Below are 24,581 nucleotides of genomic sequence, written 5' to 3'. Positions count from 1 at the left end.
CAAGGCGGCCAAGGGTGGCCGCCAACTGGAAATGGTGCGAAGGGCGAGGTACGCCCTTCGCTTGTTAGTGTAGATGTGGGGATGATCCGGGGGCGGTTCAACCCCTGCCACAGGGATTTCGTGGGATGTTGTCCATCCTGGCAGAGGATTGCCCTGATGGGTTGGCAGAAAAGTGAACTCAGACGGTGAAGCGACTCAGCTTCTCCCGCTGCTCGAGGGCGATGCCGGCCACCTGTTCCGACTGCACGGATAACTCGTTAATCTGATTCTGCCGGAGGTCACTCTGCTGAGCCAGATCCGACAGGGTTTCGCTGGCGTGGTGGCAGGCCTGAGTCTGCTCTGAAGTGGCGTGGGAGATGGCGGCGGCATGTTGCTTAACTGTCACTACCGCTTGCTGGATCTGGGCCATCGCCTTATCCAACTGCTGACGTAGCGCGTGGGTACGATCCATCTCGTCGCGACTGGCGAGCGCCCCATCCCGAGCGTTTCGGGCGGCGCGGTGCAGGGTGTGGATCATGGTTTCGATGGAGTCGGTCTGCTGGCGGGTTTGAGCGGCCAGCTTGCGCACCTCGTCCGCCACTACGGCAAAACCACGGCCCTGTTCTCCCGCCCGGGCCGCTTCGATGGCGGCGTTCAGCGCCAGCAGGTTGGTGCGCTCCGCAATGCTGTGGATCACTTCGGCGACGGCGCCGATCTGGTCTACCTGAGTGTCCAGCTCATTCATCCGTTGGTCATTGGCGACCAGATGGCTGGCCAGATTGTCCAGGTGCTCACTGGTGCGAACCAGCGCTTCCCGCCCCTCGTTGGCCAGGGTGGCGGAGAGCTGGCTTTGCGCCTCACTGTCCTGACTCTGATCGGCGATCGACTGCATGCTGGCATCCATCTCCGCCACCACGGCGGCGATGCGGTTAATCTGTGCCGACTGCTGACTCAGTTGCTCCTGTTGCTGATGGCTGATCCCGGCACTGATCCGGGCGGCTTCGTGCAACTCCTCCCCCCGTTGATGCAACTGTCCCAACACCTCCCGATTCTGAGCATTGGCGCGGTTCAGCCACTCTCCGAGCTGAGCCAGTTCCGTGGGCTGAGTCAGAGCGCAATGTTGCGTAAAGTCGCCCTGCGCCATCGCCTGAATCACCGCTTTCAGCGCTTTCAGACCGCGGCGCAGCAGTCGCACCAACAGCAGCGTCAGAGCGGACATCAGCACGACCCCCAGTGCCGTCAGGGCCAGCAGCAGCTGTTGGCTGTAGCTGATCGCCGAGTGGGTCTGGCGTTCACTCTCAACCACCTGGGATTGAGTGCGTGCCATCAGGGTGGACAACTGCTCGCCAATGCCGGTCAACGCCGGGCCCAGGTTCAGCAGGCCCTGACGGAGCGCCTCCTCCAGCTCCACCCGCTCCAGCTGCAGGGCAAACATCCCCTGGGGCTGGAGGCCCTGCTCCAGCGCCTCCAGCGCCAGCAGTACTGAGGGGTAGGTGTCCAGCTCGGCGTTTTCCCGTTGCAGCGCGGTGTACTGGAAGCGCATTCGGGAGATCAGGCTTTTGGCGTCGTTGTACTGGCGTTTGGCCTCGGACACTTTGGTGGCGCTCATCAGGTTCATCTGTACGGTCATCATGGCGCCCGCGTCGGAGATAAAGCTCTCATAGGCCATGCGGGCACCCTCGTTGTCCGCAAACAGAATGGGCACCAGGCGGCTCATCTCATCCCGGGCCGAGCCGATGGCGTAGAGCAGGTAGCCGCGGCCTGAACTCAGTGCCGCTTCCACTTCAAGATGACGTTGGGCCAGGCCCAGCAGCGGTGACATCCGTTGCTCAAGCTGGTGGGTAGACTGATTCAGCCCGATGGCGATGGGACGCAGAGGGTCGCCGTCAGCATCGACTCGGTTGAGCAGGTGTTCGAGGGTGCGCTGGGTATGCTGCCAGGCGAGTTCAAAGGCGTTGTTACTCTGACTGAACGCGTCCTGATCAGGGGCTGTGATCCCCTGCCTCAGGGTTTGCTCCATCTGCAACACGCCCTTATCGACACCGGCGGCCGCCGTGGCCATAGGCAGTGCCTCATTTCCGAGTCGGTTAATGGCCTGATTCAGTTGCCAGAGTCCCCAGAAGGCACTGGCTACCAGTCCCAGGGCGATCACCAACTGCAAACCCATCGAGATTATGACTCGCTGCACCAGCGTAAGCTGTTGGAATCGAGACAAAAACCACTTCATGACCACCACCGATTTGGGAAACCAGCGGATTGAATACGGGAGCCATGTGACAGGAATATGTATCGAACCATAAACAGCACAATGTGCGGTTTAGCCGGTTTTATGCAGTTTTATTAACGGTGATTATTTGTTCATCGACATCACCGGCAGTCAGGCCTCTGGCAGGACCAGTGCTGTTACGCAAATGTCACCAACCTCGGCCAGTATGAATTTTGCCCGATGACTAAGAGGATGAGTGACATGGAAAAATCAGTTGCGTTGATCACCGGCGGAGTGGGTGGCATTGGACTCTATCTCACTAAAGCGCTGGCGGAGGAGGGGTATCAGGTTGTCGCTGGCTGCCGACCCAACAGCAGTAATGCGGAACGGCTGGCGGGGGAACTGGCGCAGACCCACCCCGGAGTCACCATTCTGCCTTTCGATGTGGCGGACTTTGGTGAGTGCCAGCGCGTGGTGCTGGACATCGAAGAAACGATCGGTCCGATTACCGTGCTGGTCAATAACGCTGGCATCACCCGGGACGGGACGCTGAAGAAGATGGAGCCGAGTCAGTGGCGCTCCGTTCTCGACACCAACCTGGATAGCGTATTTAACCTGAGCCGGGCGGTGCTGCCCAGGATGCTGGAGCGGGAGTACGGTCGCATCATCAGCATCTCCTCCATTAATGGTCAGAAAGGGCAGTTTGGTCAGTGCAACTACGCGGCCGCGAAGGCGGGGATGTACGGATTCACCAAGTCATTGGCGCAGGAGGTGGCGGCGAAAGGGATCACGGTGAATACCATCTCTCCCGGCTACATCGAAACGGACATGATCCGGGCCATTGATGAGGGGATCCGGGACAAGATCCGCCGTCAGATCCCGGTGCAGCGCTTTGGTCAGCCGGAGGAGATCGCCCGTGCGGTGGCGTTCCTGGCGGATAAGGAGTCCGGTTTTATCACCGGCTCCAACCTGGCGATCAATGGCGGTCAGTATATGGCGTGACCACCAGCGGCTGGGCCTGCTCGGCCCGGTCGCACTCAACGCAATGAAGACAAAGCCGCCACAGGGCGGCTTTGGTTTCCGCATCCAACGCCTGCAGGTCAGCAATACAGAGCGCACCACTGCGAACCAGGGCGGCCAGCTTTTCCACGTCGATTCCTACCTGAACTTGCATATCGTCCTCCCACAGCGATGATTAAGTAATGAGAATTATTATCATCTATTGGGGTTCAGGCAAGGATAATTTTTTTACTCTGAGCGGTAACGCTGTCGAACCGAGCTCGGCATATGGGCCAGTTGGCTCTGCTTCAGCGCGTCAAAGGCGCGAAGCAGAGGGGCGGGGTCCAGTGACTCCAGGGCCTGAAGCGCGTAGGCGGTGGCTTCCAGCGTGGAGAGACTGTCCTCCCGGTGGGCCTTACGGATGCGGTAATCCCCTTTGGGCAGTTCGGCAAAGCTGAGCTGGGGCAGGGCCATCAGCCAGGGGTTAAGTTGAAGGATCTTGTGGGTTTTGCGCCAGGTGCCGTCAATCACCAGCAACTGGGCGGAGCCGGGAAGGGGAGCGGTTTCCACGGATTGGGCCTGCTCGCCGGGGTAGAGCAGAAAGCTTGGGCAACCGCGGATCGCGTCGCGCAGGGGGGCGAAGTCGGCTTCGGTTTCACCGGGCCAGATCCGGCACTGGTTCAGTACCGAGGCGGTCAGGGTGGCGGTACCCTTGGCGCATTTAAGCTCGGAGGGGTGCATCAGGATATGCACCGGTATCCGGTTTTCTGTGGCGGTGATGGCGTGACACAGGCAGGTGCGCTGCGGACGCTGACAGTGGGGGCAAATGGCGCGGCTCATAGTGAAAAAGGGGGCCGAAGCCCCCTCAGTTCCACAGCCAGATCTGGCAGGTGTTGATCCCGGCACGCTGGATGGTGTGACGGTCTTTCTCCGCCATCCGTTTGCGCTCGTAGGGACCCAGCACCACCCGGAACCAGACTCCATTACGCCCTTCGGAGCGACGAACCTGAGATTCCAGCCCCTGGAAGGCGATGGTGGCGCGCATGGCGTTGGCCTGATCTTCACTGCGGAAGGAGCCGCACTGCATCTGGTAAGGACCCGCACTCTCCTGCTCCGGCACCTCGACCTCCACCTCGGTATTGGGGAGAACGTCGATGTATTGCCAGTCCTCCTCCGGTTTCTCCGGCAGAGGGGCCTCCTCCTTTTTCGGCTTCGGCTTGGGCTCCGCCTTCGGCGTGGTCACCGGGGTTTCCGGTGTGGCGCCGTCCGGCTTATCGCTGGCGCCCTGGATGGTCAGCAGCAGGTATCCGAAGAAGCAGACCAGTGCGACCACCACCAGCGCCATCGGCCAGGGGAAGGGTTTTTTGGCCGGAGCCTTGCGGCGGCTCCGGGCAGGTTTTCGGGCGGGGCGCCCGCGTCCGGCATAGTCCTTTGCCATAACCTTACATGCGATCCAGGGTGTTGATGCCCAGCAGGCTCAGGCCCACTTTCAGGGTGTTGGCGGTGGCGGCACACAGGCGAAGGCGGCTTGCCTTGGCCTCGGCAGACACATCGTCTTTGTTGATGGGGCAGGCTTCGTAGAAGCTCATAAAGGCACCGGCCAGTTCATACAGGTAGGTGCACATCAGGTGCGGCATCCCTTTGTTGGATACCCCCTGCACCGCGTCGTTGAACTGCACCAGCTTCTGCGCCAGGGCTTCCTCTTTCTCATGCTCCAGCACCACGGTGCCGTTCAGCTCTGCCGCGTCTACGCCCGCCTTGCGGAAGATGGACTGAATGCGGCTGTAGGCGTACAGCATGTAGGGCGCGGTGTTGCCCTCGAAGGTTAGCATGTTGTCCCAGTCGAACACGTAGTCGGTGGTGCGGTTCTTGGACAGATCGGAGTATTTCACCGATGCCATGGCCACGGTGGTGGCGATGGTGTCCAGCGCTTCGCCCTGCAGGTCCGGGTTCTTCTCGCCGATCAGCTTGATGGCGCGCTGATGGGCCTCTTCCAGCAGATCAGCCAGCTTCACGGTGCCACCGGAGCGGGTCTTGAACGGCTTGCCGTCCTTACCCAGCATCATGCCGAACGCGCAGTGCTCGGTGGTGGTGGTTTCCGGCAGGTATCCGGCTTTACGGGCGATCAGCCAGGCTTGCTGCAGGTGCTGAGCCTGACGGGAATCGATAAAGTACAGGATGCGGTCAGCGCTGAACTGGTCCACACGGTACTTGGCCGCAGCGATGTCGGTGGTGGTGTATAGGAAACCGCCGTCACGCTTCTGGATGATCACCCCCATCGGGTTGCCATCCTTACCTTTGTACTCTTCCAGGAACACCACTTTGGCGCCCTGGTCTTCTACCGCCAGACCCTGCTTGGTCAGGTCAGCCACGATCTCGGGCAGCATCGGGTTGTAGAGGCTTTCGCCCATGATGTCATCGTTGCTCAGGGAGACGCCCAGACGGTCGTAGATCGCCTGGTTCTGAGCCATGGTGATGTCCACCAGCTTGCGCCACATGGCGTTGCAGTACTCGTCACCACCTTGCAGTTTCACCACGTAGTTACGGGCGCGTACGGCAAAATCGTCGTCCTCGTCGTAGCACTTCTTGGCTTCGCGGTAGAAGGCTTCCAGATCGGACAGATCCATATCGGCGGCGCTTTCGTTTTCCATCTTCTCGAGATAGGCGATCAGCATGCCGAACTGGGTACCCCAGTCACCGATGTGGTTAGCGCGAATCACCTTGTGACCCAGGAACTCCAGGGTACGGGTAACCGCATCACCGATCACGGTAGAGCGGATGTGGTGAACCGCCATCTCCTTGGCCACGTTGGGGGCGGAGTAGTCGGTAACGATGGTCTGGGGGGCGGCAACCGGGGCCACATTGGCGCGCGCATCGCTGGCGATGGTTTCAATCTGCTTGCCCAGCCAACCGGCGTCCAGGAAGAAGTTGATAAAGCCTGGACCGGCGATCTCAGTCTTGGCCACCAGAGTGGACTCCGGCAGGTTATCGATGATCAGGCCCGCCAACTCACGCGGGTTTTTGCCCGCCGGCTTGGCCAGCATCATGGCCAGGTTGGTGGCCAAATCGCCGTGGCTCTTGTCTTTGGTGCGGTCTACCTGGAGTCGCGGTGCGGCATCGGCCGGGATGATGGCCTGGGCTTTAAGACGGTCGACGGTTTGTTCAAGTAACTGCTGGATATGGTCTTTCATCGCGACACCAAAAGAAAACTGGGGGATCCCACCGGTACGGGTGGGCATTCGAACCGGCTATTTTAACGCTGGAACTGGATAAAAACTATATCGCAGGGGGCTGAGATCAGAGCAGATCCTGGGGATCACGCTCAATGTGCCACCGACACCGTTTGGCGCTCTCCAGATTGGGCAGCTCAGCCAGCCAGGGTTCCAGGGTTTGTTGCAGGGCGCGTCGGTCCGGTGCCAGCAACAGGGCCTGAAAGCGGAATTTCCCCGCTTTCTTCTCCAAAGGAGCGGCCATCGGGCCGATCATCTGAACCTGTCCCGCCGGTAACAGGGATTTTGCCTGTTGCAGGAAGCCCTGGGCCAGATGGGCCTGATTGGCCTCCGCCCGGATCACTGCCAACTGCCAGAAGGGCGGCAATTGGGCGTGCTGGCGCTCGGTCAGGGCGTCTTTGGCAAAAACGGCGTAACCCGCCCCCAGCAATTGGTGCAGCAGGGGGTGTTCCGGTTGGTGGGTTTGCAGCACCACCTCGCCCTTTTTGCTGGCCCGGCCGGACCGGCCCGCCACCTGGGTGTAAAGCTGAGCCAGCCTTTCGGAAGCACGGAAGTCGGCGGAGAAAAGTGCGGAGTCTACGTCCAGCAGACCCACCAGGGTGACATCGGGAAAGTGGTGACCCTTGGCCAGCATCTGGGTGCCCACCAGGATCTTCACTTCGCCGCGCCGAATCCGTTCCAGCATCGACTCCAGGCTGCCCTTACGGCTGGTGGAGTCCCGGTCGATGCGAACCGCTGGGGCATCCGGGAACAACCGCGCCAAAGCCTGTTCCAGCTGCTCCGTGCCCACGCCCCGGGTAAAGAGCTGGGTAGAACCGCACTCCGGGCACTGCCGGGGCAGGCGTTTCTGGCTGCCACAGTGGTGGCACTGCACCATATTGCTGGCCTGGTGCACGGTATAGAAGGCATCACAGCGGCTGCACTCATGCAGGTGGCCGCATTCGTGGCACAACAGTGCCGGCGCAAAGCCGCGCCGGTTCAGGAACAGCATCACCTGGTTGCCCTCATCCAGATGATGGCGGATCCGTTGAATGAGTGGCGGCGACAGGCCGGCGTCGAGCGGCAGATGGCGGATATCCTGCAGGATCTGGCGCACCGGCTGGCCCGCCCCTGCCCGGCGGGTCAGGGTCAGGTGACGATAACGCCCCTGTTGCACATTGTTGAGGGTTTCCAGCGCGGGGGTGGCGCTGCCCAGCACGATCGGCACGTTTTCCAGCTGGGCCCGCATCACTGCCAGATCCCGGCCGTGGTAGCGGAACCCCTCCTGCTGCTTAAAGCTGGCGTCGTGCTCCTCATCAATAACGATAAGCCCCAGATTGGGCAGAGGCGTAAACAGGGCGGAGCGGGTACCCAGCACGATGGCGGCGCCACCTGCCCGGGCCCGCTGCCAACTGGCCAGCCGTTCGCTGTCGTTCACCGCCGAGTGCAGCACCTCCATCGGCAGGGGAAAGCGCCGACGGAAGCGGGCAATGGTTTGTGGTGTCAGGCCGATCTCCGGCACCAGCACCAGAACACTCTTGCCCTGACGCAGTACCTGCTCCATCACCGACAGGTAAACTTCGGTCTTACCGGAACCGGTTACACCATCCAGCAGAAAGCAGCCGAACCCCTCATGCTGATTGATGGCGCTGACCGCCACCGCCTGCTCCGCATTGAGAACCGGGGGTGTTTCCCCTCCGGTCCAGTCGGGGTCCCAGGGGGTAGGGGGCTCAGGTTGTTCGGTAACGGTTTCGAGCAACCCCTTTTCCAACAGGGCCTTAAGGGCAGGACGGCTGAACTCCAGTTCGCTGATCTGCCCCTCCTCCAGCGTTTTGTCCGCTTGCAGATACGCGATCACTCGCTGTTGCTGGGGGGCGCGCTTCAGGGTGTCCAGCGCGACCTCACGACCCGCATCGGTCAGTTGCCATCGGGTCACCGGCGCAGGATCGGCGGGCTCGCCCTTACGCAGCTTGACCGGGATCATCTGTGGCAGCACCAGCCCCAGCGGCGTGAAATAGTAGCGGCTGGCGGTTTGGCCCAGCTTCCATTCGGTGGCTGAGAACAGCGAGTGCTCGTCCAGGATCGTTTGGATCGGTTTGATCTTTTTCGGATCCAGGTCCGGCTCCGGGCCGTGGCTGACCACGATCCCCACCTGGGACTGAGTACCAAACGGCACCCGGACCCGGGTTCCGGGTTGGGGCAGGGGCTGTCCCTCAATGGGGCGATAGCTGAACAGGCGCGGCAAAGGCACCGGCAGGGCAACCTGGATATACACGATGGACGGTAATGTCGAAGAGTCAGAAGGCTATACCCTACCAGAGGGAACCGGGGGGCGGAAAAAAAGCCGACGATCGGCGATCCTTTCGGCGTAGAATTTGTACAGAGTGCTTGTGGGCCGCAAGGCTTTGCTGTACCATCTCGCGCCCTGAAAGTATTTACAACCTAACGTGTGGTGTCCGGCACAGAATCGGATAGCGACACGGCCTATTTTGAGGTTTCCCATGAAACAAGGTATCCACCCGAACTACGTAGAAATCACTGCTAACTGCTCTTGCGGTAACGTGATCAAGACCCGCTCCACCGTGGCTAAAGACCTGCACCTGGACGTATGTTCCGAGTGCCACCCGTTCTACACCGGCAAGCAGAAGGTGATGGATACCGGCGGTCGCGTTGAGAAATTCAAGAACCGTTTCGGTGCCATCGGCTCCAAGAAGTAATCGAAACGATTCGAAGCAAGGGCGTCCCAAGGGGCGCCCTTTCTTTTTGCCTGCTTACTCCCCGCTCCGCCTGCCGATCGCCTTTCCCTGCCACCTCTATTCGGGTTTGGGTACTCGCCTTTGGGCGAATATGACCAGCTATGCAGACTTAATGCATTGTTTTTATTCGGCTTTGATTTTGCTTGGATAAGTCACTGGTATGAACAGCGAGCGCCTGGTCAAAATCCCCTCTATCGGCCTTGCAATTACAGCTCAGTGGAGTATGTTTTGCGCCGACTCCCCCCACCTCAATCACGATAAGCCGAATTCGGGAATAACAACATCATGTCCGATCTGCGCGAAAAAGCCCTCGAGTACCATGCCCACCCTGTGCCGGGAAAAATCAGCATTGCGCTGACCAAGCCGGCAGAAACCCAACAAGATCTGGCTCTGGCCTACAGCCCCGGCGTGGCTGAGCCGGTGCGCGAGATCGCCGCCAACCCGGCCGATGCCTACCGCTACACCAATAAAGGCAACCTGGTGGCCGTGATCAGTAACGGCACCGCCATTCTGGGTCTGGGTAACCTGGGTCCGCTGGCCTCCAAGCCGGTGATGGAAGGCAAGGCACTGCTGTTCAAGCGTTTCGCGAACATCGACTCCATCGATATTGAGGTGAAGCACCGCACCGTTGAAGAGTTTATCGATACCGTGGCCAACATCGCCGACACCTTCGGTGGCATCAATCTGGAAGACATCAAAGCGCCGGAGTGTTTCGAGATTGAGAAGCAGCTGATTGAGCGTTGCCAGGTGCCGGTGTTCCATGATGATCAGCACGGTACTGCCATCGTGACCGCTGCGGGCATGCTGAACGCGCTGGAGATCCAGGGCAAGAATCTCGAAGACGCCACCATCGTCTGCATGGGCGCCGGTGCTGCTGCCATCGCCTGTATGGAGCTGCTGATCAAGTGCGGTGCCATGCGTGAGAAGATCTACATGCTGGATCGTCAGGGTGTTATCCACACCCGCCGTGAAGACCTGAACCAGTATAAGCAGTTGTTCGCCAACAACACCGACAAGCGCACCCTGCAGGATGTGATCGCCGACGCCGATGTGTTTGTGGGCGTATCCGGCCCGGACGTGCTGTCTGCTGACGACATCAAGCTGATGGCAGACAAGCCGGTGATCTTTGCCTGCTCCAACCCGGATCCGGAGATCCGCCCGGAAGTGGCCTTTGCCGCGCGACAGGACATCATCATGGGTACCGGTCGCAGTGACTACCCCAACCAGGTGAACAACGTCCTCTGCTTCCCCTTCCTGTTCCGCGGTGCGCTGGATGCCCGAGCCAGCGCCATCAACGACGAGATGAAGGTGGCCGCGGTTCACGCCATCCGCGAACTGGCCAAGGAGCCGGTACCTCAGGTGGTACTGAACGCCTACCAGGCGGATTCCATGAGCTACGGCACCGACTACGTTCTGCCGAAGCCGATGGACCCGCGTCTGCTGCCGCGTGTGGCCAAAGCGGTGGCTCAGGCGGCCATTGAGTCCGGCGTGGCGGGCATCGAAGCCCTGCCGGAAGGCTACATGAACGAAGCCTGACATTCGGTGTGATTTACACTGCCTGCCCGAATGAAATCAGGCAGGATCCCAAAGCCCGCTTGCTTCAGCGGGCTTTTTGCGTTTTCAATAAAAACAATCACCTCTGGAGCCGATACTCATGAAACCTTTGATCCCCGCAGCCTGCGTCGCCCTGTTCAGCCTGCCAGCCCTGGCGGTGCCGGGCAGTGAGCCGCAACCCGCCTGGGGGATCGCCCTCGGGGCGCGTTACGCCGACATTCCCTACGCCACCGAGGTGGACCAGGTGATGGACATCACGCCGCTGATGTTCTTCCACACCGAGCGTTTCTACCTGCACGGACTGGAAGCGGGGGTACATCTCTGGAACGAGGAGGCCCATCAGGCTACGCTGTTCAGCCGATATCGCTTCTTCGATATTCCCCCGGAGTTTCAGAATGCGATCCGGGAGGACAGCTTCGACACCGGGCTGCGTTACCGCTATATCCCCCGTCCCAATGAGTTTCTTGATGCGGAGATCCTGAGCGACGGCAGTGGTCGAAGCTATGGCCACTTCCGCTACGGTTTTTACCACCAGGAGGGGGCGCTGGAGATCCGTCCGACCCTTCAGATCGACTGGCGCTCCGAGCAGTTCAACAGCCGCTACTACGGCCTTAATCTGGTGGATGCTGACGCGGATGTCGGGGGCTCTGCCGGGGTGGAGCTGCGCTACCACGTCTGGCGCAACCTCTACCTGTTGGGCAACGCTCACCTGTCGGTACTGAGCAATGAACTGAAAGACCTGCCCACCCTGGATTCCCGCTATAACGTCGAAACCTTTATCGGTTTTGGCTTCTTCCCGGAGCCTTCCAGCCGCGGCGAACCCTGGAGCTCGGACTCCCTTGAGGGTCACTACGTCCGGGTTGCCCACGGCTGGGCAACCGAATCCAATATGGGAGACATCCTCTCCGGTAACTGGGTGGAGGACCCTTACGGCAACCAGCTCACCTCCCTGTTCTGGGGATTGCCATTGACCAACGAGCTGTTTGGTCTGCCGCTGGACCTCTATTTCAGCCCCGGTCTGGTGTACCACCACAGCTCTGCGGTGCAGGACCCCACCTACGAAGGGGTGCTGGCGGTGAAGGCCTTCTACAACTTCAGTTGGCCGATTCGCTGGCGCATCGGGGTGGCGGAGGGGCTCTCCTACGTCAAGGACATCACCTACATCGAGCAGATCGAGATGGACCGTAAGGGCTATCAGCCCTCCAACCTGATGAACTACCTCGATGTTTCCTTCGGGGCCAACCTGGGAGACCTGTTTGGTGTCCGGTCGCTGGATCCCCTCTGGCTGGGGTACAGCCTCCACCATCGCAGCTCCATTTTTGAGACCGCCTCCCAGTTCGGTCGAATCAAAGGGGGCAGCAACTACAACTCGGTGTACCTGCAGTGGCACTTCTGATCCTCGCTCTGCTCCTGGCCTGAATCATGCGGTGTCGGCTGAGGCCGGCGCCGCGCTTGCAATCCCTCCGCTTTCTGCGACCTTAGGCTCATTGGGTGAAACGGAATTTCACAATGAGCGACTTCAATACCCGCCATAACCGGGCGGTCTGGTTCGACATCCCTGTTTCTGATCTGTCCCGGGCCCGCGCCTTCTATGAGGGGGTGCTGGGCCTGCCGGTTTACCTTGAGCAAGCTGGGGAATTTCAGTTCGCTGTGCTGGCCCATCAGCAGGGTAATGGCGGCTGTTTGGTGCCCACCGATGCCCCCATCGGCTCCGATACCGGTGTGCTGATCTACCTCAACGTAGCTGGACGACTGCAGGCTGCGGTAGCGCAGGTGACTGCGCTGGGAGGCGAGCTACTTCAACCGATCCATCCTCTGGGCCCCCATGGCTACCGGGCGCTGATTCGGGATTCGGAAGGCAACCGGTTGGCGCTCCATGCGCCCGAGGCGACCTGATGCGTCTGGCCTTGGGGATACTGACCCTGATCTGGCTATTGCCAGCTCAAGCCTCGGTGCGGGAGCATTCGGAGGCCTATTTTCAGGTGTATGCTGAACGTCAGGACTTTCCCGCCCTGCTCGCCTTCTACGCTGATGAGGCGGTGCTGGAGGACATGGTTTATGGCCATCTGGCGGAGGGTCGGGACGCGATTGCCGCGCTGCTTGATTGGTCCCGGGGCGAATTCCGGGTCGCGGATGATGGCCCGGCATTGGTGGTGGAGCAGTTGGTGGTCGAAGGCCAGACGGCGGTTGCCCGGGGCCACTTTCGTGCTTTCCTGTACGAGGGCGAAGTGCTGGGTCCCTGGCGCTTTACCATCTGGCTTGAGTGGGACGAACAGGGCCGGATCCGCCATCAAACCGACTGGATAAACTACACGCCGCGCCAGCGCTATCTGGGCGGCGACAACCGCAACCGTGCGGTCGAAGAATAAGGAGACCCCCAGATGTCATCGGCATTAATGGGCGCAGGACGCTTTAATCACCATCTGCAAAAGCGGCTGGACCCTGAGATCCAGATCCGCCCTGCCACCGTGGCAGACATTCCCGAACTCTCCCGCATCCGCCTCGCGGTGGTGGAGAATGTGCTGGCGGACCCCGGCCGTATCCCCCCGGAACTGTACGAAACCTTCCTGACCGAGCGAGGCCGGGGCTGGGTGGCGCTTTGTGGGGGCACAGCGGCAGGTTTCGCCGTGGCGGACGGCGAGGACGCCAGCATCTGGGCGCTGTTTGTTGATCCCCCCTTTGAGGGGCAGGGGCTGGGCAAAGCGTTGCTGGAGCGCGCCACCGACTGGCTGTTTGCCAACGGTGCCCGGGTGATCACTCTATCCACCGAAGTCGGTACCCGGGCGGAGGGTTTCTACCTGGCCCAGGGGTGGCACCCCGGTGCCATCGATGTGCGCGGTGAGCGCCACTTCACCCTCTCCGCACCGGAATGACCATTCACAGCCCGGCTTAAGGTAGCCGTAGCGTGGGCCTTTGGCCCACGGAACCGATGTTGATAGGGCGGTTGATATGGCCCCGCAAGGCGGTCGTAGCGTGGGCCTATGGCCCACGGAACCCATGTTGATAGGGCGGTTGATATGGCTCCGCAAAGCAGCCGTAGCGTGGGCCTTTGTCCCACGGAACCGATGTTGATAGGGCGGTTGATATGGCTCCGCAAAGCAGCCGTAGCGTGGGCCTTTGGCCCACGGAACCCCATGTTGATAGGGCCGTTGATATGGCCTCGCAAGGCAGCCGTAGCGTGGGCCTTTGGCCCACGGAACCCATGTTGATAGGGCCGTTGATATGGCCTCGCAAGGCGGTCGTAGCGTGGGCCTTTGGCCCACGGAACCCATGTTGATAGGGCCGTTGATATGGCCTCGCAAGGCGGTCGTAGCGTGGGCCTTTGGCCCACGGAACCCATGTTGATAGGGCGGTTGATATGGCCTCGCAAGGCAGCCGTAGCGTGGGCCATTGGCCCACGGAACCCATATTGATAGGCCCGTTGATATGGCTCCGTAAGGCAGTGGCAACCAAGGGGAAGCGGAAATTTCCCCGGGCGGTGATCAGCCCGTCGTCAGGGCGATAAGGGAACGGCCAATCAGCAACAAACCCGCCAGGGCACACAAGCCGAGGGTGGCGGCTTTCAGCCGCTCCGGCTCAATTCGCCCGGCCAGCCGGTCACCGATGGCAAAGCCCAGAGCGGTGGCAGGGAGCAGCCAGAACGCCCGGAGAAAATCGTCCCGACCCAGTTGCCCCGCCAGAGCCAGCAGCACCAGTGCGATGATGCAGCTGAACAGAAAGAAGCTGGAAAGGGTCTGGCGCATCTGGGCCGCGCTGCGGTGGTTATTGAGCAGCAGGGCCATCGGCGGTCCACCAATCGCCGCAATGGCGGAGAACAGGCCGGACAGATTCCCTGCCCAGAACAGGTTGGCTCGGGTGACGGGCACCGAGAATTTCTTGATCGTCAGCAGCACCGCAAGCAGCACAATCAGACCGATCCCCAGCCCCAGCCAATCCGCCGATGCCACCACCAGCAGGTAGGTGCCGAGGATCCCGCCCGGAATGCGACCCAGCAACGCGGGCGCCAGCACCCCCACATCCAGTCGGGCACGGGTGCGCGCCATGGTAAGAATGGACAGTGTCATCCCCATCAGGATGATGGGAGCCGGAACCCAGGCCGGGTCGATCATGTAGAGAATGGGCGTGACCACCACGGCCAGGCCGAAGCCAATGGCCCCCTGAACCGCAGCCCCCAAAGTGACCACAGCCAGAACTCCAAGCAGGCTGAACTCCAAACTGCTGCCTCATTAATCCGGGTAATGGAACAAGAAAAAAGCCTGCGCAACGCAGGCTTTTTCAGGATCAATCGTCCAGGTTTTCCCAGTCGATGCCCAGCGCTTCCATCATGCGTCGGGCTTCAGCGGGGACGCCGTCCGGCTTGTCCTTGCGCAGGTCATCATCCTGCGGCAACGGCTGGCCGGTATACGCGTGCAGAAACGCTTCACACAGCAGCTCGCTGTTGGTGGCGTGGCGCAGATTGCCGATCTGACGACGGGTACGTTCATCAGTCAGAATTTTGAGTACTTTCAGCGGGATGGAAACGGTGATCTTTTTGACCTGCTCGTTCTTCTTGCCATGCTCCGCATAGGGACTGATGTACTCCCCATTCCACTCGATACTCATCGATGCACCTTTAAGTCGTGATTACGGTTGCAAATTTTAACCACACCATCTGTAGAGTCAAATTGTTGCCATCTCGACCCATATACGTTTAGACGTCCAAACGTCTTGACGCCTGGGTGGATCATGGTTAGTTTATGGACCTCACCCCCATAAAAAAGCTTGCGTCAGACTGGAGGATGCATCGATGAGCCAGCACCATTTCGCCACTATCGCCGCCCGAGAGGGCATTGATACCGATACTCAGCATGGGGCGGTGGTGCCTCCGATCTACCTCTCTACCAACTACACCTTTGAAGACTTCGGTCAGCCCCGTCAGTACGACTATGCCCGCAGTGGCAACCCTACCCGTTCAGCCCTGGCCGATGCCCTGGCCAAGCTGGAGGGCGGCGCCGGAGCCGTGGTGACCGCCACCGGCATGGCGGCGGTGACGCTGGCAACGGCCCTGCTGGGCCCGGACGATCTTCTGGTGGTGCCGCACGACTGCTACGGCGGCAGCTACCGACTGTTTACCTCCCAGGCGCGCAAGGGGGCCTTTAAGCTGGCGGTTGTGGACCAGGGCGACGAAGCGGCTCTGACCGAGGTGCTGGCTCAGGGTCCGAAGATGGTGTGGCTGGAAACCCCCTCCAACCCGCTGCTGCGGGTGGTGGACGTGGCCGGCATCGCTGCCCGGGCCAAGGCCGCCGGTGCCCTGGTGGTGGCGGACAACACCTTCCTATCCCCGGTGCTGCAGCAGCCCCTAAGCCTGGGCGCCGACATCGTTATCCACTCCACCACCAAGTACATCAATGGCCACTCCGATGTGGTCGCGGGTGCCGTGATCGCCAAGGAGCCGGAGCTGGCGGAGCAGTTGGCCTGGTGGGGCAACTGCCTGGGCATCACCGGTGCCCCCTTTGACGCCTGGCTGACCCTGCGCGGCCTGCGCACTCTGCCGCTGCGTATTCAACAGCATCAGGCCAATGCCGAAGCGGTGGTGGCTCTTCTTGATGGGCATCCCTCCGTGGCCAAAGTGCACTACCCGGGTCTGACCAGCCACCCTCAGCATGAGCTGGCCAAGCGTCAGCAGGCGGGTTTTGGCGCCATGCTGAGCTTTGAATTGAAGGGCGGGGAAGCGGAAGTGCGCGCCTTCCTGTCCCGGCTGAAGCTGTTCTCCCTGGCGGAAAGCCTGGGAGGGGTCGAAAGCCTGGTGGCCCACCCGGCCACCATGACCCACGCTGCCATGGATCCGGAGGCCCGTCGTGTGGCTGGCATCTCCGACACCCTGATCCGCCTCTCCGTGGGCATCGAAGACCCGCGGGATCTGGTCGCGGATCTGAGCCAGGCTCTGGGCTGAAGGTAGGGGGAGAGCAGTACCATGGCGCGAAGTCACCTGCATAAATTTGGCGGCTCCTCTCTGGCGGACGCAGATTGTTACCGCCGGGTGGTGCACATTCTGCTGACTCAGGGGCAGTCGGATGACCTGGTGGTGGTTTCCGCCGCTGGCAAAACCACCAACACCCTGATCGAGCTTATTGAGCGGGCACAACGGGGCGACGATTTGAGTGCCCCGCTGGCGGCCCTGCAGACGTTTCAGTTGCAACTGATTGCACAGCTGTTGATCGGTGACGAAGCGCACTCTCAGCAGGCTCAGCTGAACGCCGACTTTGCCCGTCTGGGCCAGTGGCTGGCGGAGTCTGATATCCCGCGTAACCGCATCCAGGCGCTGGGCGAGTGTTGGTCTGCCCGGTTGCTGGCGGCGGCACTGCGTCAGCTGGGGGTGGCGGCAGCCAGCCTGGATTCCCGTGAGTTTCTGACGGTGACCCCGGGCATCACGCCGCAGCCGATCGAAGCCTACAGCCGCGACCTGCTGGAGCAGCGTCTGGTGGCCCAACCCAATACCCGGTTGGTAATCACCGGCTACATTGCGGCAGATGAGCAGGGCGACACCGTACTGCTGGGGCGTAACGGTTCCGACTACAGCGCCACTCTGATTGGCAGTCTGGCCGGGGTCGAGGGCGTCACCATCTGGACCGATGTAGAAGGGGTGTTCAACGCCGACCCCAACCTGCTGGATGATGCCCGTCTGCAAACCACTCTGACTCTCGGTGAGGCGGACCGGCTGGCCCGGCTCGGCTCGCCGGTACTCCACCCCCGCACTCTGCAGCCTCTGAAGCAGAATGCCCTGAATCTGAATGTGCGCTCCAGCTACACACCGGAGCGCCCCTATACCCGCATCCTGGCAGGCGACGCGGATGCCGAGCCGGTGGTGACCAGCCTGAGCCGGGTGGCGCTGCTGCACTGCGAAACCGCGCCGGGGCCGGAACTGGCCCGCTTGTTCGAGCAACTGGAGCAGCAGGGTCTGACGGCTCTGGTGAGCTATCCGGAGCGGGGCGCTGTCGCCGTGCTTGAGGAGCAGGCGGATGCCGCGGAAGCGCTGTTGAAGAGTGCGCTCGGGATCCAGGTTCGCCGGGACCTGAGTCAGGGGCTGGTGGGGCTGGTGAGCCGCAATGCCGGTCGCCTGCGTGGCGCGTTCTCTCGTTTGCTGGGCCGTCAGGCCTGGCCGCTCAAAGCGGATCCCTTTGCCCTGGTGACGCTGGTGCCAGCGGAACAGGTGGCGGATCTCACCGCCCGGGTGCACCGCCGCTGTGCTGGTGCCCGTAAGCGCATCGGCCTGATTGTGGCGGGTAAGGGCAATATCGGCAGTGCCTGGCTGGATCAGTTTGCCGGTTACCAGAGCCGCATCCGTCAGGATCTGGAAGCGGAGCTGACCCTGGTGGCCATTCTGGGTCAGGAGCAGGCGCTGGTGCAGTCCGGGGGGATCGTTCCCGGGCAGTGGCAGGCACAGTTTGATGCGCAGGCCAAACCCTATGAGCTGGATGCGGTAATTCGGGAGCTGGCGGCGCTGCCTTTTGATGAGCTGGTGCTGCTGGACATTACCGCCAGTGCCCGCCTCAGCCTGGCCTATCCCAAGTTGCTGGAAGCGGGGATCCACTTGGTCAGCGCCAACAAGCAGGCGGGTAGCGGCCCGTTAGCGTTCTATCAGCAACTGAAACAACACCTGGCAGAGCGCCACCTCTATTGGCGCTACAACGCGACCGTGGGGGCCGGGCTGCCGATCTTCTACGCCCTGGACGACCTGCGTCGCAGTGGCGATCAACTGCAGCGGATCGACGGCGTTTTCTCCGGCACGCTCAGCTGGCTGTTCCACCACTACGATGGCCAGCGCCCCTTTTCGGAGCTGGTGCTGGCGGCCAAGGCGGAAGGGCTGACAGAGCCCGATCCCCGGGACGACCTTTCCGGTGTGGATATGCAGCGCAAGCTGCTGATCCTGGCCCGTGAACTGGGGGTGGATCTGGAGCTGGAGGAGGTGGCCCTAGAGTCTCTGGTGCCGGAGAGTCTGAAGGACTTGCCTCTGGAGCAGTTCCTCAACCGCATTAACGAACTGGACCAGCCGCTGGCCGATGCCGTGGCTGGAGCCGAAGCTGAGGGTAAGGTGCTGCGTTACACCGCCGCGCTCTCACTGGAGGCGGACAAACTGGTGGCGCGGGTTGGACTGGAGGCGGTAACACCGGAGCACCCCTTCGCCAGCCTGCCGGCAGGGGATAATCAGTTCCTGCTGCGCAGCGACTACTACCCCGATGGCCTGGTGATCCAGGGCCCGGGTGCCGGACGGGCGGTGACTGCCGCCGCGGTGCAATCGGATCTGGTGGCGATCTGCCGCCGCTTACTGCATTAATTGAGTTGGACTGAAAGGGAGTCGGGGAGATGGGATTTCATCACGCGCAACAGGTGGAAGCGTTAAACGAGCGGTTGAGCTCACTGCGGGACATTCAGGTCTCTTTCGAGTTCTTTCCGCCCTCCACGCCGGAGATGGAAGCGACACTGTGGCAGTCCATTGAACGGCTGGCACCGCTGAAACCCCGCTTTGTTTCGGTCACCTACGGCGCCAACTCCGGCGTTCGGGACCGCACTCATAAGGTGATCGAGCGGATCCACAACGAAACACAGTTGCAGGCTGCGCCCCACCTGACCCTGGTTGACGCCTCCGACGACGAATTGCGGACCCTGGCGCAGCAGTACTGGGATCAGGGCGTGCGTCATATCGTGGCGTTGCGGGGAGATGTACCCAAGGGGCAGCCCAACCCCAACCGCTACGCCTCCGATCTGGTCACTCTGTTGCGGGAGGTGGGGGACTTTGAAATCTCCGTGGCGGCTTACCCCGAGTGCCACCCGGAGGCGCTGTCTGCCCAGGCGGACCTGATCAATCTGAAGCGCAAAGTGGACGCGGGCGCGAACCGGGCGATCACCCAGTTCTTCTTCGACATTGAAGCCTACCTGCGCTTCCGGGATCGCTGTGCCGCAGCGGGGATCGACGCGGAGATCGTGCCGGGGATCCTGCCGGTCACCAACTACCAGCAGCTGCTCAAGTTTGCCGATTTCGCCAAGATCCGGGTGCCCAACTGGCTGCACCATATGTTTGATGGTTTGGACAATGATCCCGCCACCCGCAAGTTGGTGGGTGCCAACATCGCCATTGAGATGGCCAAGGTGCTGGCCAAGGAGGGGGTGGAGGAGTTCCATTTCTACACCCTGAACCGGGCCGAACTCTCTTATGCCATCTGCCACGCTCTGGGCGTTCGTCCCGGCGTCGAGGGGTAACCCAGGGCCCCAAGAAAACGGAGACTCAGATCTCCGTTTTTTTATGGCCTATTCAGCAGTGCCCAGCTTGCAGCCAGTACCCGGCTCATAAAGGGGTAATCAAGCCGCTCTGCCCGATCATTGGGGCTGTGGTAATCCCGGTGAGGGGGCACCCCCAGGTAGAGCCAGTTCACGCTGGCCTGATGGAACGGGTAGTGGTCTGAAGCATGCAGGCTGTCGTAGTGGATCCCATCCTGTCCCTTCATCCGCCGCCGCCCCGCTTCGGTGCAGAGATGGGGCTGAAGGGTGTTGAGTGCCTGCTCGCCGCCCTGCCAGCCGTGACGCCACCACAGCTGGGCCCGGCCATCTTTGGGTGGGCGACCCACCATATCTAGATTCAGCACCCACTCCAGTTCAACGCCGGTGAGCTGTTGCACCAGGGCTTTGCTGCCATAGAGACCATTCTCTTCCGCATCCAGCGCCGCAAAGATCACCCCCTGCGCCGGAGGGTGCTGCTGTGCCTGCTCCGCCAAGGCCAGCAGCACGGCAACCCCACTGGCATTATCGTCCGCGCCCGGATGGAACTGACCCTGTTTGCGCCCCAGGTGATCGTAGTGGGCCATCACCAGGCGATAAGGGGGCGGGCCGGGCACCCAGACCACCAGATTCTCTCCGGACTTTGCCAGCCAGCCGGGGCCGTACTGAAAGGGGTGACGAATGGAACCGTGCCACGGCGTCATGCCAAGAGTCGAAAACCGCTCAACCAGATAGTCCGCAGCCAGTCGGGCCCCCTCGCTGCCGGTTTTTCGACCCGCCATCTCCGGTGTGGTCAGCGCGTTAACATCCCGCTGCAGGGAGTCGGGCACAGGTGGGGATGGAACCTCGCAAGGCACCGACTGGCTCTGGCATCCGGAAAGGGCTGCCGCAAACAGCAGAACGGCCACTCTCATCCAATCACTCTGATTTGTATCTATTTTTACCAAAATTCATGGGTTTCCTGTGATCCTGAACAACGTCTGGCTCAAAGGCTTTTGGCAACATGTCTGACCATCCCCCACGCGACGGAATCGACGGGACATGCGCAATAACCAACCTATCACTGGCCAGGAAAAACGCTACCCTGGCGACGCGATCCTACTCTCCACCACGGATCTGAAAGGCAACATCAAGTACGCCAATCCAGACTTCTCCGAGATTGCCGAGTTCAGCGCCAAGTCGTTGCGTGGGCAGCCCCATAACGTGGTTCGACATCCCGATATGCCTCCGGCGGCGTTTGCCAGCATGTGGCAACGGATCAAGTCTGGCCAATCCTGGTTCGGTCTGGTTAAAAACCGCACCAACTCCGGGGACCATTATTGGGTAAACGCCTACATCTCACCGGTGGTGGAGGATGGGGAGATCCATGAGTACCAATCCGTGCGTCGCCGCCCCACCGATGCTCAGATCGATCACGCCGAATCGATCTACCAGGCGATCAATCAGGGCAAAACGCCCACTTGCCTGAAGCCCGCCCGCCTGGGCTACCGCCATCGTCTGCTGCTGATTGCGCTGTTTTCCATCGGTCTGACTGGTGCCCTGGCCAGCTGGCAACCGCTGCTGGGCACCCTGATCGGCATGGTAATTGGCGCGGGCCTGCTGCACTTCTGGCTCCGCCCTATGGCGAAGCTGGTAGAGCAATCCCGGGAGATCATCACCGACCCGCTGGCCCAGGGGGTGTTCACCGGTCGTAACGATGAACTGGGCGAGATTGAGCTGGCAATGCACTTCCTCTCCACGGAAACCGGTGGGGTGGTGGGGCGGATGGCGGACAGCGCTTCCGCTCTGTGCGATAAGGGCCGCAAGCTGAATGATGCGGTGCTGCAGACACAGGACCGGGCTCACCGTCAGCATGAACAGACCACTGCTGCCGCCGCTGCCGTGGAGGAGATGAGCGCCAGCTTCGGGGAAGTGGCGGACAACGCCGAGCGGGTAGCCGAGTCGCTCTCCCGCAGCCAGGAGATCGCCAACGAAGGCAGTCAGGTGCTGGGACGGGTGACCTCCTCCATCGATTCTCTCAGCTCCGAAGTGGCCCGCATCGCTCAAGAGGTGGCCACCATTGAGCGGGACAGCCAGGCGATCGCCAAGGTGCTGGATGTGATCCGTGAGATCGCCGAGCAAACCAACCTGCTGGCACTGAACGCCGCCATTGAAGCGGCCCGGGCGGGAGAATCAGGCCGGGGCTTTGCCGTGGTGGCGGACGAGGTACGCAACCTCTCCAAGCGCACCGCCGAATCCACTTCTCAGATTGAGAGCATCGTGGCGCAGTTCCAGAGCTCCAGCCGCAGCGCCAGCGTGGCGATGCAGCAGGGCCAGCAAGCGGCGCAGGATACCGTGGTGCTGACCCGAGAGGCGGACAAAGCCTTTGAGCTGCTGCGTGCAGACGTCGTGGAGATCAATAAGATGAGTGACGCCATCGCCGCGGCCATGAGCCAGCAGCGGGTGGTGACTGAAGACATCAGCAGCGCCATCCAGACCATCAGCGAACTGGCCCAGTGCAGCCTCAACCAGGCCGCCGACGCCGCGAAAGGGGGCCATGAGATGTCGCGTCTGGCCAGTAAGCAGGCGCAGCTGGCCCAGCAGTTCTGGCAGCAAAGTGTCATGCGGGCAATTTGAATCGGGACAATGACTTACAACGACAGTAGCGGTTATCTCTAGGTGGCGGTGGCGTGCCCTGCTTTAATGGAGGCAGACGGCAGGTGCCGTACGCGAAGGAGTGAAAGATGAAACGGATTTTAGGTGGCGCGCTGCTGGGCTTGTGTCTGGCCATGCCCGCACAGGCTCTGGATGAGGATGCGGTGGCGGCGGCTCGGGATCTGCTGGAGGCATCGCGCACCGAGCAGATGCTGGGCATGGTCACGGAGCAGATCAAAGCCAACATTCTGGTGGCAGATCCGGATGCCGGGGCTCACGCCGAGGTGATCAGCCAGTTTTTTGCCGAGCATCTGGGCTATCAACAGCTGGAAGCGGACCTGATCACCCTCTATGCCGAAGCCTTTACCACCGGTGAACTGCGTGAGCTGGCCCACTTCTACCGTAGCCCCGTCGGCCAGAAATCCCTCGACCTGATGCCGGAATTGATGCAGAAGAGCAACGCGCTGACCCTGCGCAAACTGCAGGAGAATCTGCCCAAACTGGAAGCTCAACTCAGAGCGCTGGAAACCCCAGAGCAGCAATGATTCCCCACCGCCCGGCCCCGCCGGGCGGTTTCATGTCGGGATACTCTCACCGTCACGCCCCGCTGTATTGCAGAGCATCATTCGAAAATACGCTCTGAATCCTGTTGTTTTTTCACGGCTTTAGTAAAATTTCTGGCTTTGCCGTCCGCCTAAAGTGGGCAGTCTTAAGCGCGACAAGGAACTTCCATGAGTCACAACCGAAAGGTGAAGCAGAATATCGCCCAGCTCGAAGCTGATGTGGCCGCAGCTGACAGTCAGGAGGCGTTGGTTAAGGTGGTGCGCTCGGTGGCTGAACACCCGGGGCCACTGGATTATCGTGATGGTCCCTGGTGGGGCCTGTTTGGCCTGCTGATGGCGGTGACGGTCTTTGTGATGGTGGCGAACGTGCTGTACGGCTATATGGGGGTGTTTGACCTGGTCGCCGGCAACATGAGCTACTGGATTTTGCCGCTGCTGGGCTTTTTCCTGGCCCGCCGTTTGGAGCGCCAGAAACGCTGGCTGCCCCTGCCCAATATGCTGGCCAAACCCAAAATCCGCATCGGGGTGATCACCCTGCTCTGCGGGCTGCCCGCCCTGCTGCCGATATGGCACCAGCTGTTCTGGAACACCCTGTTCAGCGTAGTGGCGCCGATGGTTCATTACCTTGGTATGGCGCCTGACCCGCTGGTGATGGTGATCGCTTTTGGCCTCGCGGTCAGTCTGTGGTTGTGGCTGCGTAAGCGCCAGAACTGGCGTTACCCGCTCACCGACGCCATCGTCCTCAAGGACGCGCTGCTCAACAACGGGCTCAAGGAGATCAGCTCGAAAGGGCGGATGGACCAACTGCTGCGTGCTTTCCGCGAGTTTAACCGTGGCAATGATCTGAAAGAGCTGGTGGCGCTGTATCAGGGCCGTTACCAGGGCGATGTCCATCAGTTCGATTACGAGCTTTATCACTACCACTATATTGAGCGCCGTACCGAAACCTACACCGACTCCAACGGCAACACAAAAACCCGCACCCGCCGTACCAGCTACTACCGTCATGGCTTGTTGCTGGAGTTCCCTTTTGCCCGCTCCCTGAGCCTGGCCGGTGATAACCGCTTGCGCTTCAAGGGCGAGGATTACCGCACCGCCTCCAACGCCTTTAACCGCCGTTTTAAAGTGAAAGTGGCTGACCAGATGGTGGCGGCCCGCCTGCTCTCTCCGGCGGTGGTGGAGAGCCTGAACACGCTGGGTGAGAACGTGAAGCGTCCGGTGATTGAGATTAACGACGCTGGCCAGTTGTGCTTGGCGTTTGATGACAAGGATCTGCTGGCGGTGGAGTGCCGGTACAACCTGGACAACCCCGTAGAGTTTGCCGAAGAGATTGCCGGTCACGCTGAGCTGGGCAAGCTGGACGCCCTGCTGGAGACGCTGCACACCCTGATGCGTCTGAGCGATAACAATTTCCGGGCCAGCGCCTGAC

General features: G+C 61.2%; 22 protein-coding genes. 13 read left to right on the top strand and 9 right to left on the bottom strand.

Annotated elements, in window-relative coordinates:
* Positions 1-178: 178 nt before the first annotated feature.
* Positions 179-2,206, bottom strand: a complete 2,028-nt coding sequence (locus tag KUV52_RS06370) for a methyl-accepting chemotaxis protein (RefSeq protein ID WP_222525103.1) — start codon at positions 2,204-2,206, stop codon at positions 179-181.
* Between the two features lie 240 nt (positions 2,207-2,446).
* Between KUV52_RS06370 and phbB the strand changes: the two genes are divergently transcribed.
* Positions 2,447-3,187: an acetoacetyl-CoA reductase gene (phbB, locus tag KUV52_RS06365; RefSeq protein ID WP_222525102.1), complete on the top strand. Its 741-nt coding sequence runs from the start codon at positions 2,447-2,449 to the stop codon at positions 3,185-3,187.
* Here the strand turns inward: phbB and KUV52_RS06360 are convergent.
* The 5 genes from KUV52_RS06360 to priA all read right to left on the bottom strand — a co-directional run bounded on the left by KUV52_RS06360 (position 3,162) and on the right by priA (position 8,668).
* The gene (locus KUV52_RS06360) at positions 3,162-3,359 is read right to left on the bottom strand and encodes a hypothetical protein (RefSeq protein ID WP_222525101.1); all 198 of its coding nucleotides are present in this window, start codon (positions 3,357-3,359) and stop codon (positions 3,162-3,164) included. The two genes, phbB and KUV52_RS06360, sit on opposite strands and share 26 nt — an antisense overlap.
* Before the next feature lie 74 nt (positions 3,360-3,433).
* On the bottom strand, positions 3,434-4,024 hold the full coding sequence (locus KUV52_RS06355; protein ID WP_222525100.1) for a tRNA-uridine aminocarboxypropyltransferase: 591 nt from the start codon (positions 4,022-4,024) through the stop codon (positions 3,434-3,436).
* 25 nt (positions 4,025-4,049) lie between these two features.
* Positions 4,050-4,622 (bottom strand): SPOR domain-containing protein, encoded by a 573-nt coding sequence (locus tag KUV52_RS06350; RefSeq protein WP_222525099.1) that lies wholly within the window; start codon positions 4,620-4,622, stop codon positions 4,050-4,052.
* A gap of 4 nt (positions 4,623-4,626) precedes the next feature.
* The gene (argS, locus tag KUV52_RS06345; RefSeq protein WP_222525098.1) at positions 4,627-6,375 is read right to left on the bottom strand and encodes an arginine--tRNA ligase; all 1,749 of its coding nucleotides are present in this window, start codon (positions 6,373-6,375) and stop codon (positions 4,627-4,629) included.
* 106 nt (positions 6,376-6,481) lie between these two features.
* Complete coding sequence (gene priA / locus KUV52_RS06340; protein ID WP_222525097.1) at positions 6,482-8,668, bottom strand: primosomal protein N'; 2,187 nt, start codon at positions 8,666-8,668, stop codon at positions 6,482-6,484.
* 226 nt (positions 8,669-8,894) lie between these two features.
* Between priA and rpmE the strand changes: the two genes are divergently transcribed.
* The 6 genes from rpmE (at position 8,895) to KUV52_RS06310 (ending at position 13,576) form a co-directional block, all read left to right on the top strand.
* Positions 8,895-9,110: a 50S ribosomal protein L31 gene (gene rpmE, locus KUV52_RS06335; protein WP_013347023.1), complete on the top strand. Its 216-nt coding sequence runs from the start codon at positions 8,895-8,897 to the stop codon at positions 9,108-9,110.
* A 324-nt stretch (positions 9,111-9,434) separates the two neighbouring features.
* Positions 9,435-10,685 (top strand): malic enzyme-like NAD(P)-binding protein, encoded by a 1,251-nt coding sequence (locus KUV52_RS06330; RefSeq protein WP_222525096.1) that lies wholly within the window; start codon positions 9,435-9,437, stop codon positions 10,683-10,685.
* 118 nt (positions 10,686-10,803) lie between these two features.
* A complete protein-coding gene (locus KUV52_RS06325) occupies positions 10,804-12,099 on the top strand; it encodes a MipA/OmpV family protein (protein WP_222525095.1) in 1,296 nt (431 codons plus the stop codon).
* 113 nt (positions 12,100-12,212) lie between these two features.
* Positions 12,213-12,599, top strand: a complete 387-nt coding sequence (locus KUV52_RS06320) for a VOC family protein (RefSeq protein ID WP_222525094.1) — start codon at positions 12,213-12,215, stop codon at positions 12,597-12,599.
* Positions 12,599-13,072, top strand: coding sequence for a nuclear transport factor 2 family protein (locus KUV52_RS06315; protein WP_222525093.1), 474 nt, complete (start codon positions 12,599-12,601; stop codon positions 13,070-13,072). Before KUV52_RS06320 ends, KUV52_RS06315 begins: the two co-directional genes overlap by 1 nt.
* Before the next feature lie 12 nt (positions 13,073-13,084).
* Positions 13,085-13,576: a GNAT family N-acetyltransferase gene (locus KUV52_RS06310; protein ID WP_222525092.1), complete on the top strand. Its 492-nt coding sequence runs from the start codon at positions 13,085-13,087 to the stop codon at positions 13,574-13,576.
* A 609-nt stretch (positions 13,577-14,185) separates the two neighbouring features.
* On the opposite strand, the gene KUV52_RS06305 is transcribed toward KUV52_RS06310, so the two are convergent.
* Together KUV52_RS06305 and metJ are read right to left on the bottom strand one after the other, a co-directional pair.
* Positions 14,186-14,917, bottom strand: a complete 732-nt coding sequence (locus tag KUV52_RS06305) for a sulfite exporter TauE/SafE family protein (RefSeq protein ID WP_222525091.1) — start codon at positions 14,915-14,917, stop codon at positions 14,186-14,188.
* A gap of 67 nt (positions 14,918-14,984) precedes the next feature.
* The gene (metJ, locus tag KUV52_RS06300) at positions 14,985-15,305 is read right to left on the bottom strand and encodes a met regulon transcriptional regulator MetJ (protein ID WP_222525090.1); all 321 of its coding nucleotides are present in this window, start codon (positions 15,303-15,305) and stop codon (positions 14,985-14,987) included.
* A 184-nt stretch (positions 15,306-15,489) separates the two neighbouring features.
* Between metJ and metB the strand changes: the two genes are divergently transcribed.
* Genes metB through metF form a run of 3 tightly spaced genes read left to right on the top strand, consistent with a single transcriptional unit; the run spans position 15,490 to position 19,940 of the window.
* Entirely contained in the window at positions 15,490-16,635 is a 1,146-nt protein-coding gene (gene metB / locus KUV52_RS06295) for a cystathionine gamma-synthase (protein WP_222525089.1), read from the top strand.
* 21 nt (positions 16,636-16,656) lie between these two features.
* Positions 16,657-19,017: a bifunctional aspartate kinase/homoserine dehydrogenase II gene (gene metL / locus KUV52_RS06290; protein ID WP_222525088.1), complete on the top strand. Its 2,361-nt coding sequence runs from the start codon at positions 16,657-16,659 to the stop codon at positions 19,015-19,017.
* A 29-nt stretch (positions 19,018-19,046) separates the two neighbouring features.
* Positions 19,047-19,940 carry a methylenetetrahydrofolate reductase gene (metF, locus tag KUV52_RS06285; protein ID WP_222525087.1) on the top strand — a complete coding sequence of 298 codons (894 nt, stop codon included), beginning with the start codon at positions 19,047-19,049 and terminating at the stop codon, positions 19,938-19,940.
* A gap of 41 nt (positions 19,941-19,981) precedes the next feature.
* On the opposite strand, the gene KUV52_RS06280 is transcribed toward metF, so the two are convergent.
* A complete protein-coding gene (locus KUV52_RS06280) occupies positions 19,982-20,869 on the bottom strand; it encodes a M28 family peptidase (protein ID WP_222525086.1) in 888 nt (295 codons plus the stop codon).
* A gap of 127 nt (positions 20,870-20,996) precedes the next feature.
* Between KUV52_RS06280 and KUV52_RS06275 the strand changes: the two genes are divergently transcribed.
* From KUV52_RS06275 to KUV52_RS06265, 3 genes are all read left to right on the top strand, one after another.
* Complete coding sequence (locus KUV52_RS06275; RefSeq protein WP_222525085.1) at positions 20,997-22,571, top strand: PAS domain-containing methyl-accepting chemotaxis protein; 1,575 nt, start codon at positions 20,997-20,999, stop codon at positions 22,569-22,571.
* A 107-nt stretch (positions 22,572-22,678) separates the two neighbouring features.
* A complete protein-coding gene (locus KUV52_RS06270; RefSeq protein WP_222525084.1) occupies positions 22,679-23,134 on the top strand; it encodes a DUF2059 domain-containing protein in 456 nt (151 codons plus the stop codon).
* Between the two features lie 186 nt (positions 23,135-23,320).
* A complete protein-coding gene (locus KUV52_RS06265) occupies positions 23,321-24,580 on the top strand; it encodes a DUF3137 domain-containing protein (RefSeq protein WP_222525083.1) in 1,260 nt (419 codons plus the stop codon).
* The last annotated feature ends 1 nt before the right edge of the window (position 24,581 follow it).

The organism is Ferrimonas balearica (assembly GCF_019802055.1).
In the GTDB taxonomy this organism is placed as follows: Bacteria; Pseudomonadota; Gammaproteobacteria; order Enterobacterales; family Shewanellaceae; genus Ferrimonas; species Ferrimonas balearica_A.
Note: the sequence above shows the minus strand (reverse complement) of the source record. Positions and strands in the feature narration are given on the sequence as shown.

Coding starts and splice junctions, on each gene's coding strand:
- KUV52_RS06370 (WP_222525103.1), bottom strand. CDS start 2,206: ATGAAGTGGTTTTTGTCTCGATTCCAACAGCTTACGCTGGTGCAGCGA.
- phbB (WP_222525102.1), top strand. CDS start 2,447: ATGGAAAAATCAGTTGCGTTGATCACCGGCGGAGTGGGTGGCATTGGA.
- KUV52_RS06360 (WP_222525101.1), bottom strand. CDS start 3,359: ATGCAAGTTCAGGTAGGAATCGACGTGGAAAAGCTGGCCGCCCTGGTT.
- KUV52_RS06355 (WP_222525100.1), bottom strand. CDS start 4,024: ATGAGCCGCGCCATTTGCCCCCACTGTCAGCGTCCGCAGCGCACCTGC.
- KUV52_RS06350 (WP_222525099.1), bottom strand. CDS start 4,622: ATGGCAAAGGACTATGCCGGACGCGGGCGCCCCGCCCGAAAACCTGCC.
- argS (WP_222525098.1), bottom strand. CDS start 6,375: ATGAAAGACCATATCCAGCAGTTACTTGAACAAACCGTCGACCGTCTT.
- rpmE (WP_013347023.1), top strand. CDS start 8,895: ATGAAACAAGGTATCCACCCGAACTACGTAGAAATCACTGCTAACTGC.
- KUV52_RS06330 (WP_222525096.1), top strand. CDS start 9,435: ATGTCCGATCTGCGCGAAAAAGCCCTCGAGTACCATGCCCACCCTGTG.
- KUV52_RS06325 (WP_222525095.1), top strand. CDS start 10,804: ATGAAACCTTTGATCCCCGCAGCCTGCGTCGCCCTGTTCAGCCTGCCA.
- KUV52_RS06320 (WP_222525094.1), top strand. CDS start 12,213: ATGAGCGACTTCAATACCCGCCATAACCGGGCGGTCTGGTTCGACATC.
- KUV52_RS06315 (WP_222525093.1), top strand. CDS start 12,599: ATGCGTCTGGCCTTGGGGATACTGACCCTGATCTGGCTATTGCCAGCT.
- KUV52_RS06310 (WP_222525092.1), top strand. CDS start 13,085: ATGTCATCGGCATTAATGGGCGCAGGACGCTTTAATCACCATCTGCAA.
- metJ (WP_222525090.1), bottom strand. CDS start 15,305: ATGAGTATCGAGTGGAATGGGGAGTACATCAGTCCCTATGCGGAGCAT.
- metB (WP_222525089.1), top strand. CDS start 15,490: ATGAGCCAGCACCATTTCGCCACTATCGCCGCCCGAGAGGGCATTGAT.
- metL (WP_222525088.1), top strand. CDS start 16,657: ATGGCGCGAAGTCACCTGCATAAATTTGGCGGCTCCTCTCTGGCGGAC.
- metF (WP_222525087.1), top strand. CDS start 19,047: ATGGGATTTCATCACGCGCAACAGGTGGAAGCGTTAAACGAGCGGTTG.
- KUV52_RS06280 (WP_222525086.1), bottom strand. CDS start 20,869: ATGAGAGTGGCCGTTCTGCTGTTTGCGGCAGCCCTTTCCGGATGCCAG.
- KUV52_RS06275 (WP_222525085.1), top strand. CDS start 20,997: ATGCGCAATAACCAACCTATCACTGGCCAGGAAAAACGCTACCCTGGC.
- KUV52_RS06270 (WP_222525084.1), top strand. CDS start 22,679: ATGAAACGGATTTTAGGTGGCGCGCTGCTGGGCTTGTGTCTGGCCATG.
- KUV52_RS06265 (WP_222525083.1), top strand. CDS start 23,321: ATGAGTCACAACCGAAAGGTGAAGCAGAATATCGCCCAGCTCGAAGCT.